The 15,827-nt window shown below is 38.2% G+C and carries 15 protein-coding genes and 2 rRNA genes (1 of these 17 only partly in view); 16 read left to right on the top strand and 1 reads right to left on the bottom strand.

From position 1 onward, the window contains the following. The 13 genes from M1D60_RS23450 to rsmI form a co-directional block, all read left to right on the top strand. Positions 1–1,913 (top strand): 23S ribosomal RNA (locus tag M1D60_RS23450); it begins 1,012 nt to the left of the window's first position. Between the two features lie 65 nt (positions 1,914–1,978). Further along, positions 1,979–2,094, top strand: a 5S ribosomal RNA gene (gene rrf / locus M1D60_RS23445). 848 nt (positions 2,095–2,942) lie between these two features. After that, positions 2,943–3,140: a sigma factor G inhibitor Gin gene (locus tag M1D60_RS23440; protein WP_456279529.1), complete on the top strand. Its 198-nt coding sequence runs from the start codon at positions 2,943–2,945 to the stop codon at positions 3,138–3,140. 75 nt (positions 3,141–3,215) lie between these two features. Continuing rightward, complete coding sequence (locus M1D60_RS23435; RefSeq protein ID WP_456277165.1) at positions 3,216–4,652, top strand: aminotransferase class I/II-fold pyridoxal phosphate-dependent enzyme; 1,437 nt, start codon at positions 3,216–3,218, stop codon at positions 4,650–4,652. After that, positions 4,652–5,302 carry a dTMP kinase gene (gene tmk, locus M1D60_RS23430; protein ID WP_456277164.1) on the top strand — a complete coding sequence of 217 codons (651 nt, stop codon included), beginning with the start codon at positions 4,652–4,654 and terminating at the stop codon, positions 5,300–5,302. The genes M1D60_RS23435 and tmk overlap by 1 nt, the downstream gene beginning before the upstream one ends. Before the next feature lie 209 nt (positions 5,303–5,511). Then, complete coding sequence (locus M1D60_RS23425; RefSeq protein ID WP_456277163.1) at positions 5,512–5,841, top strand: cyclic-di-AMP receptor; 330 nt, start codon at positions 5,512–5,514, stop codon at positions 5,839–5,841. Between the two features lie 15 nt (positions 5,842–5,856). Then, entirely contained in the window at positions 5,857–6,297 is a 441-nt protein-coding gene (locus tag M1D60_RS23420; protein WP_456277162.1) for a YaaR family protein, read from the top strand. Positions 6,298–6,311: 14 nt separating this feature from the next. Further along, complete coding sequence (gene holB / locus M1D60_RS23415; protein WP_456277161.1) at positions 6,312–7,304, top strand: DNA polymerase III subunit delta'; 993 nt, start codon at positions 6,312–6,314, stop codon at positions 7,302–7,304. A gap of 1 nt (position 7,305) precedes the next feature. Then, positions 7,306–8,133: a PSP1 domain-containing protein gene (locus tag M1D60_RS23410; protein WP_456277160.1), complete on the top strand. Its 828-nt coding sequence runs from the start codon at positions 7,306–7,308 to the stop codon at positions 8,131–8,133. A gap of 13 nt (positions 8,134–8,146) precedes the next feature. Next, positions 8,147–8,506: a DNA replication initiation control protein YabA gene (gene yabA / locus M1D60_RS23405; RefSeq protein ID WP_456277159.1), complete on the top strand. Its 360-nt coding sequence runs from the start codon at positions 8,147–8,149 to the stop codon at positions 8,504–8,506. Positions 8,507–8,572: 66 nt separating this feature from the next. Continuing rightward, entirely contained in the window at positions 8,573–9,316 is a 744-nt protein-coding gene (locus M1D60_RS23400; RefSeq protein ID WP_456277158.1) for a tRNA1(Val) (adenine(37)-N6)-methyltransferase, read from the top strand. Next, positions 9,303–9,590, top strand: a complete 288-nt coding sequence (locus M1D60_RS23395) for a GIY-YIG nuclease family protein (protein ID WP_456277157.1) — start codon at positions 9,303–9,305, stop codon at positions 9,588–9,590. The genes M1D60_RS23400 and M1D60_RS23395 overlap by 14 nt, the downstream gene beginning before the upstream one ends. Beyond that, a complete protein-coding gene (gene rsmI / locus M1D60_RS23390) occupies positions 9,565–10,440 on the top strand; it encodes a 16S rRNA (cytidine(1402)-2'-O)-methyltransferase (RefSeq protein ID WP_456277156.1) in 876 nt (291 codons plus the stop codon). Before M1D60_RS23395 ends, rsmI begins: the two co-directional genes overlap by 26 nt. 165 nt (positions 10,441–10,605) lie before the next feature. Here the strand turns inward: rsmI and M1D60_RS23385 are convergent, their stop codons facing one another. Next, entirely contained in the window at positions 10,606–10,890 is a 285-nt protein-coding gene (locus tag M1D60_RS23385; protein WP_456277155.1) for an AbrB/MazE/SpoVT family DNA-binding domain-containing protein, read from the bottom strand. Positions 10,891–11,388: 498 nt separating this feature from the next. On the opposite strand from M1D60_RS23385, the gene metG reads away from it, so the two are divergent. The 3 genes from metG to M1D60_RS23370 all read left to right on the top strand — a co-directional run bounded on the left by metG (position 11,389) and on the right by M1D60_RS23370 (position 15,702). Further along, a complete protein-coding gene (gene metG / locus M1D60_RS23380) occupies positions 11,389–13,335 on the top strand; it encodes a methionine--tRNA ligase (RefSeq protein WP_456277154.1) in 1,947 nt (648 codons plus the stop codon). A gap of 177 nt (positions 13,336–13,512) precedes the next feature. Further along, positions 13,513–14,280 (top strand): TatD family hydrolase, encoded by a 768-nt coding sequence (locus M1D60_RS23375; protein ID WP_456277153.1) that lies wholly within the window; start codon positions 13,513–13,515, stop codon positions 14,278–14,280. 225 nt (positions 14,281–14,505) lie between these two features. After that, on the top strand, positions 14,506–15,702 hold the full coding sequence (locus M1D60_RS23370) for a ubiquitin-like domain-containing protein (protein ID WP_456277152.1): 1,197 nt from the start codon (positions 14,506–14,508) through the stop codon (positions 15,700–15,702). The last annotated feature ends 125 nt before the right edge of the window (positions 15,703–15,827 follow it).

The following is a 15,827-nucleotide window of genomic DNA, read 5'->3' as shown; positions in this document are numbered from 1 at the left end:
GTAGTCGAAAGGGAAACAGCCCAGACCACCAGCTAAGGTCCCAAAGTATACGTTAAGTGGAAAAGGATGTGGAGTTGCCCAGACAACCAGGATGTTGGCTTAGAAGCAGCCACCATTTAAAGAGTGCGTAATAGCTCACTGGTCGAGTGACTCTGCGCCGAAAATGTACCGGGGCTAAACGTATCACCGAAGCTGTGGAATGTCTAACGACATTGGTAGGAGAGCGTTCTAAGGGCGTTGAAGCTAGACCGTAAGGACTGGTGGAGCGCTTAGAAGTGAGAATGCCGGTATGAGTAGCGAAAGACAAGTGAGAATCTTGTCCACCGAATGCCTAAGGTTTCCTGAGGAAGGCTCGTCCGCTCAGGGTTAGTCAGGACCTAAGCCGAGGCCGAAAGGCGTAGGCGATGGACAACAGGTTGATATTCCTGTACCACCTCCTCACCGTTTGAGCAATGGGGGGACGCAGGAGGATAGAGAATCGCGCGATTGGAAGTGCGCGTCCAAGCAGTTAGGCTGGTAAGTAGGCAAATCCGCTTACCATAAAGGCTGAGCTGTGATGGCGAGGGAAATATAGTACCGAAGTTCTTGATTCCACACTGCCAAGAAAAGCCTCTAGCGAGGTGAGAGGTGCCTGTACCGCAAACCGACACAGGTAGGCGAGGAGAGAATCCTAAGGTGATCGAGAGAACTCTCGTTAAGGAACTCGGCAAAATGACCCCGTAACTTCGGGAGAAGGGGTGCTCTGGTAGGGTGAAAGCCCGAGAGAGCCGCAGTGAAAAGGCCCAAGCGACTGTTTAGCAAAAACACAGGTCTCTGCGAAGCCGCAAGGCGAAGTATAGGGGCTGACACCTGCCCGGTGCTGGAAGGTTAAGAGGAGAGGTTAGCGCAAGCGAAGCTTTGAATTGAAGCCCCAGTAAACGGCGGCCGTAACTATAACGGTCCTAAGGTAGCGAAATTCCTTGTCAGGTAAGTTCTGACCCGCACGAAAGGTGTAACGATTTGGGCACTGTCTCAACGAGAGACTCGGTGAAATTATAGTACCTGTGAAGATGCAGGTTACCCGCGACAGGACGGAAAGACCCCGTGGAGCTTTACTGTAGCCTGATATTGAATTTTGGTACAGCTTGTACAGGATAGGTAGGAGCCTGAGAAGCCGGAGCGCCAGCTTCGGTGGAGGCGTCGGTGGGATACTACCCTGGCTGTATTGAAATTCTAACCCGCAGCTCTGATCGAGCTGGGAGACAGTGTCAGGTGGGCAGTTTGACTGGGGCGGTCGCCTCCTAAAATGTAACGGAGGCGCCCAAAGGTTCCCTCAGAATGGTTGGAAATCATTCGTAGAGTGTAAAGGCACAAGGGAGCTTGACTGCGAGACCTACAAGTCGAGCAGGGACGAAAGTCGGGCTTAGTGATCCGGTGGTTCCGCATGGAAGGGCCATCGCTCAACGGATAAAAGCTACCCCGGGGATAACAGGCTTATCTCCCCCAAGAGTCCACATCGACGGGGAGGTTTGGCACCTCGATGTCGGCTCATCGCATCCTGGGGCTGTAGTCGGTCCCAAGGGTTGGGCTGTTCGCCCATTAAAGCGGTACGCGAGCTGGGTTCAGAACGTCGTGAGACAGTTCGGTCCCTATCCGTCGTGGGCGTAGGAAATTTGAGAGGAGCTGTCCTTAGTACGAGAGGACCGGGATGGACACACCGCTGGTGTACCAGTTGTTCTGCCAAGGGCATCGCTGGGTAGCTATGTGTGGACGGGATAAGTGCTGAAAGCATCTAAGCATGAAGCCCCCCTCAAGATGAGATTTCCCATTCTTTGAAGTAAGACCCCTGAAAGACGATCAGGTTGATAGGTCTGAGGTGGAAGCGTGGCGACACGTGGAGCTGACAGATACTAATAGGTCGAGGACTTAACCATATTTAAACGACATTCTTGCATACGATATTATCTAGTTTTGAGGGAATAATTTTAATCCCTTATTGTCTGGTGATGATGGCGAAGAGGATACACCCGTTCCCATTCCGAACACGGAAGTTAAGCTCTTCAGCGCCGATGGTAGTTGGGGCATTGCCCCTGTGAGAGTAGGACGTCGCCAAGCAAAGAGAAAAAGCGTAGCTATTGTAGCTGCGCTTTTTTGTTTTTTATTATAAATGACTCGCATATATGTAAAAAGAAGGTCCAGACGTTCATAAGTCTGTCATAAGTAAATAAAACTTATCAATAGTTCATAAGTAAGAAAAATTAGCGCCATACAGTAATTTCTATTTTGGACAATTGCCAAAATCAGTTTTTGCGGAATTATTAAAAGAATTCGTGGAGTAAAAGAAAAAATCGCGGAATTAACGTTTCTTTTCATGGAATTAGCATCAAAACTGCGGAATTAGATGTATTTTTCGTGGAATTATCTTAAAACTACAGGATTAGAAGTATTTATTGTCATAAATTCGCTAGTGTATAAGCTATTTCTATCAAATTTTACTTAATCTACAGTGATCTCATATGGCAGTAAACTTAAATAATGATCTAACATAGTTATATTTGTCTTATAGCAATCCTAACAGAGGTAGAATTTGAGCGAGAATAGAAATTTGGGTATTGTCCGATAAGCGTAAGACGAATTGTTTTAAGGACATTTAGACTCATCAACGAATCAGTTCAGTTTATCAATAAAACTCTTTTTTGTTACATGTTACAGATAAGCAAGCCATTTTAAATTAACCAATGTGAAAAAGCGCAGTGGCTATAGCTACGCTTATTCCGATTGGTTGGCGACGTAAACAATCTTTAATTGTACATCCCAAATTCTCCACCTAGACATACACCCAATAAGCAAAGATACATAGACTAGAATTATAGGGTTAAAAAATTATGTAAATTTTAAATTGTGTATACATTTTGTAATTCTTGGGAATGCTGTTACTGGAGGTGGAGTAATTGAGTACACACATAAATATAAATAGAGAATTGGTCGGGGAAACATGCGTAATATGTGAAATATCAAAAGATAAAGGCATCCATTTATATACTTCATTTATATGTACAGATTGCGAAAATGAGATGATCCATACTCAGACAGACCATCCGAATTACCATTTTTATTTAAAACAAATGCGAAAGATCACACAGCCTACAATATTTTCTTAAAAATCCTGAGTTTTAGGATTTTTTTTTTTGATGTCTGATATAATACTTAAAGAACTGATAGAAAGGGGACCTATTATGAATCAAGATTTGACCCCTTTATTTGATGCGTTAATAAAGCATGTTAACAAACAGTCAATTTCTTTACATGTTCCCGGACATAAGAATGGACAAGTATTTTTGAAGAAGGGATACCCATACTTCAGTGAACTTTTAAAATTAGATGTAACCGAGTTGACGGGTCTTGATGATTTGCATGAACCAGCAGAAGCTATTAAAGAAGCTGAGAAATTACTTGCTAATCTATATGGAGCTGAAAAGTCCTTTTTCCTAGTAAATGGAACGACAGTCGGTAATCTTTCTATGATTCTTGGAGTTTGTTCGATCAATGATACGGTATTAGTCCAAAGGAATTGTCATAAATCCATTATGAATGGTTTAATCATTGCTGGTGTAAAGCCTGTATTTTTAATACCAGAACATGATGAAGAATCAGATGTTCAAAGCTATGTTCATCTAAATACAATCACTAAAGCATTGGATGAGTATTCAGAGGTAAAAGCTATTATTCTAACAAATCCTAATTATTATGGTCATACTTATGATTTAACAGAGATTGTTAAGCTTGCTCATAGTAAGGGAATTCCCGTGATTGTAGATGAAGCGCATGGTGCCCATTACGGGGTTGGCACTCCATTTCCAGAGTCCGCTTTAAAAAGTGGGGCGGATGTGGTTGTCCAATCTGCACATAAGACGCTACCTGCCATGACAATGGGATCTTATCTTCATTTTCAAAGTAAATTAATCCCAATAGATAAGATAGTCTTTTATCTTAGATCTTTACAATCAAGTAGTCCCTCCTATCCTATTATGGCCTCTCTTGACTTAGCAAGGGCGTATCTTGCAAAGGTTATGAATGATGGTATTGAAGATATATACGAAGCTATACAAAGGTTTAAGGCTGAGCTAGGTGATATTCCTCAAATTTGTGTGGTTCAATCATCTGACCCAGAAATTTTACAGGATCCATTAAAACTTATCATTCAAAGTCGCTGCCAACTTACTGGATACCAGCTGCAAGCTATTTTAGAACAGACTGGAATATATACAGAATTAGCTGACTCTAAAAATGTATTGTGTATAATGCCCTTACATGAAAGGGAGCTAGGTTCATTACTATTAAAAATAAAGGTAGCGCTTCATGATATTGCGACAACGAATGAACGCAAACCACAAATGAAAATTACTCAATCACAGTCGATTGTTCCATATTCATTTTATGAACTGAAATCAATGAATACAAGGAAAGTACCTATCGAAGAGTGTGTCAATCAAGTCGCTGCACAGTCATTAGTGCCTTATCCACCAGGTATCCCATTGATTTTGCAAGGAGAACTCATAACAGAAGCACACCTGCTGAGGCTCACTACTTTAATGAAGCAAGGGGCGAAGATTCAGGGGTTAAACGATAATGTAATGAACATCTATGATGGTAAAAAAGAGGAGAACGTTTAATGATTGGTTTATTTATAACAGTAGAAGGTCCAGAAGGTGCAGGTAAAACAACCATAGTAAAAATGCTTGTAGAATATCTCGAAAATGAAAATCATAAAGTTTTATATACTAGAGAGCCAGGCGGAATAAAAATTGCTGAACAGATTCGTTCAATTATACTAGATCCTGCTAATACAGAAATGGATGGTCGGACAGAGGCTTTATTATATGCTGCAGCAAGAAGGCAGCATTTAGTAGAGAAGGTTTTACCAGCTATTAATAACGGGTATGTTGTATTATGCGATCGTTTCTTGGATAGCTCACTAGCTTATCAGGGACATGCTCGTGGACTAGGTTTAGGAGAGGTATTAGCAATCAACCAGTTTGCGATTGAAGATTTAATGCCGACAAAGACCATATATTTCGATATTGAACCTGAAAAGGGTTTTGAGCGTATACAGCAAAATCATCAACGAGAAATAAATAGACTGGATCTTGAGAAAATAGACTTCCATCACAAGGTAAGGGAAGGATATCAACTTGTGATGGAAAATGAGCCAGAGCGATTTGTAAAAATAAATGCAGCTCAGACATTAGAAGAGGTCTACTCAGATTCGTTACATGCACTTAAGAAAATTATACAAGACCATGAAGAAAGCACTTCCTCCTAAGAAGTGCTTTTTTTCATAAAATAGTTAAGATTATTCCCAGTAATGGGAAAAGCATGATGGCTACTTGTTACAAATACTGAAAAAAGTTTTCAGTATTTGATTAAGTTGTTTATAATAGAGGAAAATGATGTATTAATGACGAAACAATTACCATTTAGCAGAAAATGAATAGTATATAAAAACATGATAAAATAAGAGGAGGCACTAGGATGAAACTAATTATGGCTGTAGTCCAGGATAAAGATAGTAATCGTTTATCAACTGCATTGGTGGAATCAAATTTCCGTGCGACGAAACTAGCGAGTACGGGTGGATTTTTAAAGTCAGGTAATACGACTTTCTTGATTGGTACAGAAGATATCCGGGTACCTAAGGCGCTTGAAATAATTAAAGAAAATTGTAAGCACCGTGATCAGTTAGTTGCACCAGTATCTCCAATGGGAGGTAATGCGGACTCCTATGTTCCTTACCCTGTAGAGGTAGAGGTAGGAGGGGCCACCGTATTTGTCGTACCGGTTGAAGAATTTCACCAGTTTTAATGGGGGCTTTTAGCAATGAAAATAAATCAAGATTTACGTCCAGCTTTAGATAAAGCGAGGCAAGAGAATAAACTTCCAGTGACAGGACAGGCAAGATTCGGGGAGATTGTTCAAAAGCAGGAAAATAAGCTTCAGATGGAACAGCTTCATAAATTAATGTCCCAAATTGAGAGCCAAGGTGAGCGCCTTTCTCGGTCAAGGAACTTTAAGGACTTGGCTAAATATAAAGGGCTTGTAAAGAATTTTGTAAAACAGGCTGTTGATTTCGGAATGAATTTGAAGCAGTCACATAGCTGGACATCGAGTGGGCATAGCCAGACTTTAAAAACGGTTGAGCAGATTGATAAAAGCTTAGTTGAACTAGCAAATGAAATTGTTAAAAAGGAACAAGGAGCCATTGATATCCTTGGAAAGATTGGTGAAATCAAAGGCCTTCTAATTAACCTATATACGTAAGTGAGTGGTGAAGTATGAATAAGACGTGGGATGACATTGCAATACAGCAGCCTGTCATAGCCAAAATGCTAACAAATAGTATACAGAAAAACAGAGTGGCCCACGCTTATTTATTAGAAGGAAAGAGAGGCACAGGTAAGAAACAAATTGCCATTCTTCTAGCAAAGACTCTCTTTTGTAAAGATATTCAAGCTATTGTAAACCCGTGTCATAACTGTATTAATTGCCGAAGAATACAATCTGGTAATCATCCAGATGTTCATTTAATAGAACCAGATGGTTTATCGATAAAGAAACAACAAATTCAACTACTTCAAGAGGAATTTGCCAAAACTGGAGTTGAATCAAAACAAAAGTTCTATATCATTAACCATGCTGATAAAATGACAGTAAATGCTTCTAATAGCTTATTAAAGTTTTTAGAAGAACCGAACCAAGAAACTACTGCTGTTCTGATTACAGAGCAGTTGAATAAAATGATAGATACGATTATTTCAAGATGCCAAACACTTTCTACCAAAACTGTTCCAAAGACATTGTTATCGGAACAGTTAATAAATGAAGGTGTAAACCCATTGGTTGCTTTAGTAGTGGTTCAGTTAACCAATAGCATTGACCAGGCTCAAAGTCTAGTACAGGACGATTGGTTTGCAGAGTCAAGAAAAATAGTGTTACAATTATGTGAAGTAATAGATTCACCGTCAGGTCTATTTTTTATACAAGAAAAATGGATCCAGCACTTTAAAGAAAGAGAGCAGATTGAAACAGGATTAGACTTACTATTGCTCTATTATAGAGATCTACTTTCCATTATAATTGGAGAGGAAGAAGCGGTTGTGTATCGTGATGTTTTGGAACAACAAAAACAACGAGCCCTCCAATTGTCACAAAAAAGTGTTGTTGAAAAAATGGCCGCTATTCTAGAGGCAAAAAAACGCCTTAACGCCAATGTGCAAGGTCAGTTAATGATGGAACAATTGGTGCTTAATTTGCAGGAGGGATCCTAGCTTGTATGATGTAGTAGGAGTTCGCTTTAAAAAAGCGGGTAAAATATATTATTTCGATCCAGCAGAATTCACAATTCCAGATGAGGAATTTGTTATTGTGGAGACAGTCCGTGGTATCGAGTATGGTAAAGTTGTGATTAGTAATAAGAAAGTGGATGCTGAGGATGTAGTACTTCCACTAAAGAAAGTGATTCGAATTGCTGATCCTAAGGATAAAATGACAGTTGATGAGAATAAGAAGGCTGCTTTGGAAGCTTATCAAGTATGTGAAGAAAAGGTCATTGAGCATGGATTAGATATGAAGCTAGTTGATGTTGAATATACCTTTGATCGTAATAAGGTGATCTTCTATTTTACTGCAGATGGTCGTGTAGACTTTAGAGAGCTTGTAAAGGATTTAGCTGCTATCTTCCGCACGAGAATAGAATTACGGCAAATTGGTGTAAGAGATGAAGCAAAAATGCTTGGCGGCATTGGGCCTTGTGGAAGAATGCTATGTTGTTCAACATTTCTCGGAGATTTTGAACCAGTATCTATAAAAATGGCTAAGGACCAAAACCTCTCATTAAACCCATCGAAAATTTCTGGGCTATGTGGTCGTTTGATGTGTTGTTTAAAATATGAAAACGACGAATATGAAACGGCAAAAGAGGCTTTACCTGATATTGGGGAACCGATTGAAACGCCTAATGGATTAGGTAGGGTTGTAGGATTAAATATATTAGAACGCCTCATCCAAGTAGAATTACCTGATATTGAGCGTGTTGTTGAATTTACACTTGATGAATTAATCCAAGAAGGAGCCGTTTCTATCCAAGCTACAGATTAATGAGGTGGAGCAAGTGGATAAAAAAGAGATATTTGACTCTGTTAGTAGTATGGAAGAACAAATCGGTGATTTGTATAAACAACTTGGTGAGCTCAAACAACATTTAGCCGAACTTATAGAAGAAAACAATGAACTTCTGGTAGAAAATGCCCATCTACGAAAACGACTTGATCAACAAGTCAATGAAGAACAACAGGTGAATATAGAGCAAGCCTCTAAGGAAATTAATAATAAGCCTGTTGATATTGGGGAAGGCTATGATAACTTAGCCAGACTATACCAAGAAGGTTTTCATATTTGTAATGTCCATTATGGAAGTATTAGAAAAGAAGGAGACTGCTTATTCTGTCTCTCCTTTTTAAATAAGAAGTAATGTATGGCCTTTCCTGTTACAGGGAAGGCTATTTTCCTTAGACAGTAAATGGAAAGGAATTAACAAATGGTTAATTTACATAATGATGAACGACTTGATTACTTATTAGCTGAAAACTTACGAATCATTCAAAGTCCATCTGTATTTGCTTTTTCCTTAGATACCGTTTTATTAGCTCGATTTGTCTATGTACCGATACAAAAAGGAAACCTCATTGATCTTTGTACAGGTAATGGGGTTATTCCGCTGTTACTAAGTACTCGAACAAAGGGATCTATTACAGGTGTGGAAATACAAGACCGTATCTTTCAGATGGCCAAGCGAAGTGTTGAATATAATGAATTAGGTAAACAGATTGAAATCATCCATGGTGATATTAAGGACATGCCCAAGCAATTAGGTCATGGTAAGTATGATGTAGTAACCTGTAATCCCCCTTATTTTCCAACCCCGGAAACTAGTGAGAAAAATAAAAATGAACATTTAGCCATTGCGAGGCATGAGATATACTGTACGTTAGAGGATGTCATCAGAGTCAGTAGTCAGTTAGTACGAACTGGTGGTAAAGTAGCCTTTGTTCATCGGCCTGGGCGATTATTAGATATCGTAACATTAATGAGAAAATATCGAATAGAACCGAAACGGTTACAATTTGTCTATCCGAAAGAGGGGAAAGAAGCGAATACCTTGTTGATTGAAGGCATAAAGGATGGAAATCCAGACTTGAAAATCTTACCTCCATTAGTTGTTTACAATAGTGAGGGTGACTATACAAAGGAGGTCCATACGATCCTTTATGGAGACTCCTAAGCATTACTTTTATGTACTGTCGTGTAAGGATGATAGCTTTTATGGAGGATATACCAATAGCCTAACCGAAAGAGTAAAAAAGCATAATGAAGGAAAGGGTGCTAAATATACTAGGTCAAGGAAACCTGTTCAGCTATTATACTATGAAGTCTTTCCAACGAAACAATTAGCCATGTCAGCTGAATATCAATTTAAGCAATTATCAAGAACAAACAAGGAGCATTTCTTAAAAGAAAGAGGTGTTGAATATGATTCAACAAAAAAGCTTTCATAATGAAGAAACTGGTGCATTATATTTAGTTCCTACACCAATTGGAAATTTAGAGGATATGACGTTTCGGGCAATTCGAATATTAAAAGAGGTCTCTCTAATAGCCGCAGAGGATACAAGGGTGACGAAGAAACTTTGCAATTACTTTGAGATCCAAACTCCGGTTACCAGTTATCATGAGCATAATAAGGAGAAAAGTGGTGAACGTCTCATTAATGAACTGAAAGAGGGAAAACAGATCGCACTTGTTAGTGATGCAGGAATGCCAACAATTTCTGATCCTGGCAATGAATTAGTCTCACAAGCCCTTCAGTCTGGTTTTCCTGTTATTCCACTTCCCGGTGCAAATGCGGCTGTTACTGCTTTAATTGCTTCGGGCTTACCGTCACAAAGCTTTTCCTTTTTTGGATTCTTACCAAGACAAAAAAAGGATAAGAAAAAGGAACTAGAACGCTTAAAGTATCAACAAAGTACGATGATTTTTTATGAATCTCCTCATCGTTTAAAAGAAACAGTACATGCAATTGGAGAAGTATTGGGGACAAGGAATATTGTTGTTTGCAGAGAGCTTACCAAAAAATTCGAAGAGTTTATAAGAGGTAGCGTCACAGAGGTACAACAATGGCTTGCTGACACTGAGGTAAAAGGTGAATGCTGTATATTGATAGAGGGCTCAAGTGAAGAGGAGATTAGAGAAGAATCAACCTGGTGGGCAGAGATGACCATTAAGGAGCATGTAAATTGGTACATCGAGCAGAAAGAACTTACTTCTAAAGACGCCATTAAAAAGGTTGCAATGGACCGGGAAACAGCTAAAAGGGACATTTATGAAGAATATCATATAATGGAGTAATAAAAGGCTTTTTTGTATAGAATGTTGTTTTGGTAAAAATCCCAGAAGTCGGATCTTTACCCTAGAAGTAAGATGTTAATTACATAAAAAGAGCATTCATAATGTTGAATGCTCTTTTTTTGAATTATATTTAACTCAGAGTGGCTATATGTAAGCCCTTGAGTATTATTTAGAAGTAGCTAAAGAACCTTGAAGTTCGTTTAGGATTTGTTCTGCACCTTCACGACTTAGGATGATTTTCCCACCAGCAAGTGCAATATTGTCTTCGCTTACTTCACCAGTTACATGACAAGTCATGTTTGGCTTATATTTTTTTAAGATAATTCTTTCGTCATCCACATAGATTTCTAAAGAATCCTTTTCTGCTATACCTAATGTACGGCGTAATTCAATCGGAATTACAACACGACCTAATTCATCAACTTTACGAACAATACCTGTAGATTTCATTTAATTACGTTCCCCTCTCCATAAAATATTTATTACAAATTTCATTGTTTTTCGTCATAATTCGACATAAACTGTAAATATATAATACCAGTGATTCCCAAACCAGTCAATTAATAAATTGTAAAAAGATGTGAAATTTCTATGAAAAATGTTGTTATAAAGCATTTTGTAATCATTTCGAAATCCGTTCTATTTCTTAATTAATTGTAAAGGTTATTCGACAAATTACAATAAATATTTGACAAATATTTCATGGGAAATTCATCCACCTTGGTTTTATATACCCGCAGATTTCCATTTAAAACCAAAATCTAATATAAAATTGAAATAAATGTATATTTTCTTTCGGTAATTGGAATAGATGAATGTATTAGTTTGCTTTGTAATTGTTATGGATACTACAAATGATTTTGTATATTTTTGTTTATTTCTTTATAATTCCATAATTTTTGATAAGATAGTAAAAGATGATAATAACTGAATATAGGGGGCTATTAAATGGCAGATCATAAAACGTTTTATCTAACAACGCCAATCTATTATCCAAGTGGAAAGCTACATATTGGACATGCTTATACAACTGTTGCAGGGGATGCAATGGCTCGCTATAAACGTTTACGTGGGTTTGATGTTTTTTATTTAACGGGAACTGACGAGCATGGTCAGAAGATACAAAGAAATGCGGAGGAAAAGGGAGTTACTCCTCAAAAATATGTGGACGATATTGTTGAAGGAATTAAAGAACTATGGGATAAATTAGAAATTACATATGATGATTTTATTAGAACAACAGAAGATCGACATAAAAGTGTAGTAGGGAAAATCTTTGCTCGTTTAGTAGAGCAGGGTGATATTTACTTAGATCAATATGAAGGTTGGTATTGTACACCATGTGAATCCTTTTACACAGAAAGACAGTTAGAGGATGGTAATTGTCCTGACTGTAATCGTTCTGTAGAAAAGGTAAAGGAAGAATCCTACTTCTTTAAGATGAGTAAATATGCTGATCGACTGTTGCAGTACTATGAAGAAAATCCCGGCTTTATTCAACCGGAATCAAGAAAGAATGAAATGATTAATAATTTTATAAAGCCTGGCCTTGAGGATCTTGCTGTTTCCCGTACTACCTTTGATTGGGGAGTAAAAGTACCAGGTGATCCAAAGCATGTTATTTATGTTTGGATTGATGCACTTTCTAACTATATTACAGCACTTGGCTACGGAACTGAGAATGATGAAAACTATCAGAAGTTCTGGCCAGCAAATGTTCATTTAGTTGGAAAAGAAATTGTTCGTTTCCATACTATATATTGGCCTATTATGCTGATGGCTTTAGATTTACCCTTACCTAAAAAAGTTTTTGCACATGGCTGGCTCCTTATGAAGGATGGAAAGATGTCAAAATCTAAAGGTAACGTAGTAGATCCTGTCACGTTAATCGATCGTTACGGTTTGGATTCACTTCGTTATTATTTATTAAGAGAGGTTCCATTTGGTTCAGATGGCGTGTTTACACCAGAAGGATTTATTGAAAGAATTAATTTTGATTTAGCAAATGACCTTGGTAATTTATTAAATCGTACGGTTGCTATGATTCAGAAGTATTTTGACGGTGTGATTCCTGTATATAGCGGAACGCATAGCGTTTTTGATGATCAGCTAGAACAAATGACAAAAGAAACAAGACGTAAAGTGGAGGAAGCAATGGAGGATATGCAATTCTCGGTTGCCTTAACAGCACTCTGGCAGTTAGTATCAAGAACGAATAAATATATAGATGAAACACAACCATGGGTGTTAGCTAAGGATGAGGGAAAGCGAGATGTTCTTGGATCAGTAATGTCTCATCTTTCAGAATCGTTAAGACATGTATCCATTATGCTTCAACCATTCTTAACGAAAACCCCAGTCGAGGTTTGGAATCAGTTAGGTATTAACGGAGAAAGCTTAACCTCCTGGGATAGCATGGAACAATACGGAGTCATTCCAGCAGGAACAAAGGTAGTTCAAGGGCAACCGATATTCCCTAGACTTGATATGAATGATGAGGTTGAATATATCAAAGAAAAAATGCAGGGCACTGCTCCTAAGCTAGTAGAGAAAAAAGAGTCAAATGCACCAAAAGAAATCACCATTGATGAGTTTATGAAGGTAGAATTAAGAGTAGCTGAGGTTTATGCGGCTGAACCGGTTAAAAAGGCAGACAAACTGTTAAAGATTCAGCTTGATTTAGGCTATGAAAAAAGACAGGTCGTCTCAGGAATTGCTAAGTACTATAAGCCAGAGGATCTTATTGGTAAAAAAGTAATTTGCGTAACCAATTTAAAACCAGTGACGCTAAGAGGTGAGAAATCAGAGGGTATGATTTTAGCTGGCGAACAGGATGGGATTCTTTCTGTAGCTTCTGTTGACCAATCCCTACCAAATGGTTCACTTGTAAAATAATATATGGGAATACTAAGATAGGTGTAGGTGCTACACCTATCTGTTTCTTTTCTCATAATGGCACAGTTAATGCATATTGACGTAAGGTAAATAAAACCAGAGTTTGTAATGTAATTGTAAGATTAGCGTAAGCTATGTCATGAAAATTCATGCTAAAATGACTAAAGGAGCTTGACTATGTTATTTGATACACATGTACATTTAAATGCAGATCAGTTTAATGATGATCTTGAAGAAGTGATAGAAAGAGCTCAGCAACAAGGTGTACGAAAAATGGTTGTCGTTGGCTTTGATAGACCAACGATAAAAAAGGCTATTGAACTAGCTGAAACGTATTCCTTCATATATGCTTCTGTAGGTTGGCATCCAGTGGACGCCATTGATATGACAGATGAAGATCTACAATGGATTGAAGAGCTGTCATTTCATCCAAAGGTGGTAGCCATCGGCGAAATGGGGCTCGATTATCATTGGGATAAGTCACCAAAGGATATTCAAAAAGAAGTATTCCGTAAACAAATCCAGTTAGCTAGACGAGTTAAGCTGCCGATTATTATTCATAATCGTGAGGCAACACAGGATATTGTAGATATACTAAAGGAAGAGAATGCAGCAGAGGTTGGAGGCATTATGCATTGCTATAGTGGTAGCTTAGAAGTAGCGAAGGAATGCATCGACATGAATTTTTATATTTCATTTGGTGGTCCTGTTACCTTTAAAAATGCCAAAAAGCCAAAGGAAGTAGCAAAAGAATTACCTTTAGAAAATTTACTTATTGAAACTGACTGCCCATATTTGGCACCTCATCCTTATCGTGGAAAAAGAAATGAGCCTAGTTACGTTGCATTAGTTGCGCAAGAGATTGCAGAACTAAAAGGGTTAACATACGAAGAGGTTGTCCAAAAAACGTACGACAATGCTCGTCAAATATTTAACATAAACTAACAATAGAATCTGTCGAATTGTTACCAAACATGTCCAACTATAAGAAAATTCAAAAAAGTTCTACATGTCTCTTTCCCTTCATAGGATAACCTTGTCGATAAGTCTTCCTTTCAAAATTTGAACTAGTTGTTCATAATAGGGTATACGGTCCGAGCAAGAGGAGATTTGACAAAACAAAATTTACTCTTTATAATCTCTCAAGGAGAGAAGGAGGCGTTTTTCATCGTGATTAATAACATGAAAAAGCTGTTTTCCGCACCAATGACATCTAAGAAGCTTGTGACGTTAATTGCTAGTTTCGTAGTTTTTGCAGGCCTAACTTGCTATGCAGTATATGAGGAAACGAAGCAAACTGTTACTCTGACACTTAATGGGGAAGAACAAGTGATCAGGACACACGCTAACACAGTGGGAGACGTCTTATCAGAGCAGGCTATTGAGCTTCGTAATGAAGATTTTGTTAACCACAGCTTAGACACAGTCATAAAAGACGATATCGAAGTCGTCTGGAAAGCTGCAATACCAGTTGAGTTGGTCATTAATGAAGAAGAGACAAAAGTATGGACCACAACTGAGACGGTACAAGATTTACTAGAATCAGAGAATATTAAAGTAACAGAACATGATAAAGTAGAACCAGAGCTTAGTGCTTCAATCAAGGCAAATATGGAAGTTTTAGTTGAAAGTGCTTTTCAACTAATGATGAATGTTGGCGGAGAAGAAAAGCAGGTATGGACAACTTCGACTACTGTCGCTGACTTTTTAGAGAAGCAGAGTGTAACACTAAATGAATTGGACCGTGTAGAACCAGGGCTAGAAGAAATGGTAGTAGCAAACTCAACCGTTTCGGTTACTAGGGTAGAAAAGGTCACCGATGTAGTGGAAGAATCCGTAGATTATGCAGTTGTTACTAAAAAAGATGCTAACTTAACAAAAGGCACTGAAAAGGTCGTGAACAGCGGTGAGACTGGAAAAGTTGCTAAACATTATGAAGTGATCATCGAAAATGGTAAAGAGGTTTCAAGAGAGTTACTTAAAACTGAAACCTTAAAAGAAAGTAAGGACCGAATTGTCGCAGTAGGAACGAAAGTTGTTAAACAGCCACAGGTTTCCAGAGGAAGTGGAAATGTAGCGAAAGAGTTCTATGTTACTTCAACAGCATTTACAGCCTATTGTAATGGATGTTCAGGTATTACTAGTACCGGAATTAACCTAAAGGCAAATCCTAATGCTAAAGTAATTGCAGTTGACCCAAATGTCATTCCACTTGGCACTAAAGTCTATGTAGAAGGCTATGGATATGCAGTGGCAGGTGACACAGGTTCTGCTATTAAAGGTAATAAGATTGACGTTTTCTTTGCAACGAAAGCAGAGGCTTATCGTTGGGGACGTAAAACAGTTAAGATAAAAATCTTGGAATAGTGCTATACTGCAGGGGATTTAGTCCCCTGTTTTTTTGTGCCTTTTGCGTTATATAAAATGCTATTCTATAATGAAGGTCTTATTTTCAAAGCTGTACATACTAAATACATAACAGTTAATATCTA

This window comes from Bacillus sp. AK128 (genome assembly GCF_053903075.1).
This window is presented reverse-complemented; position numbering and strand designations above follow the sequence as displayed.

Bases quoted from the DNA above. Each gene is read 5' to 3' on its own strand.
- holB (WP_456277161.1), top strand. From the start codon at position 6,312: ATGAATAAGACGTGGGATGACATTGCAATACAGCAGCCTGTCATAGCC.
- M1D60_RS23375 (WP_456277153.1), top strand. From the start codon at position 13,513: ATGTTATTTGATACACATGTACATTTAAATGCAGATCAGTTTAATGAT.
- rsmI (WP_456277156.1), top strand. From the start codon at position 9,565: ATGATTCAACAAAAAAGCTTTCATAATGAAGAAACTGGTGCATTATAT.
- M1D60_RS23395 (WP_456277157.1), top strand. From the start codon at position 9,303: ATGGAGACTCCTAAGCATTACTTTTATGTACTGTCGTGTAAGGATGAT.
- M1D60_RS23400 (WP_456277158.1), top strand. From the start codon at position 8,573: ATGGTTAATTTACATAATGATGAACGACTTGATTACTTATTAGCTGAA.
- metG (WP_456277154.1), top strand. From the start codon at position 11,389: ATGGCAGATCATAAAACGTTTTATCTAACAACGCCAATCTATTATCCA.
- M1D60_RS23385 (WP_456277155.1), bottom strand. From the start codon at position 10,890: ATGAAATCTACAGGTATTGTTCGTAAAGTTGATGAATTAGGTCGTGTT.
- M1D60_RS23425 (WP_456277163.1), top strand. From the start codon at position 5,512: ATGAAACTAATTATGGCTGTAGTCCAGGATAAAGATAGTAATCGTTTA.
- tmk (WP_456277164.1), top strand. From the start codon at position 4,652: ATGATTGGTTTATTTATAACAGTAGAAGGTCCAGAAGGTGCAGGTAAA.
- M1D60_RS23420 (WP_456277162.1), top strand. From the start codon at position 5,857: ATGAAAATAAATCAAGATTTACGTCCAGCTTTAGATAAAGCGAGGCAA.
- M1D60_RS23435 (WP_456277165.1), top strand. From the start codon at position 3,216: ATGAATCAAGATTTGACCCCTTTATTTGATGCGTTAATAAAGCATGTT.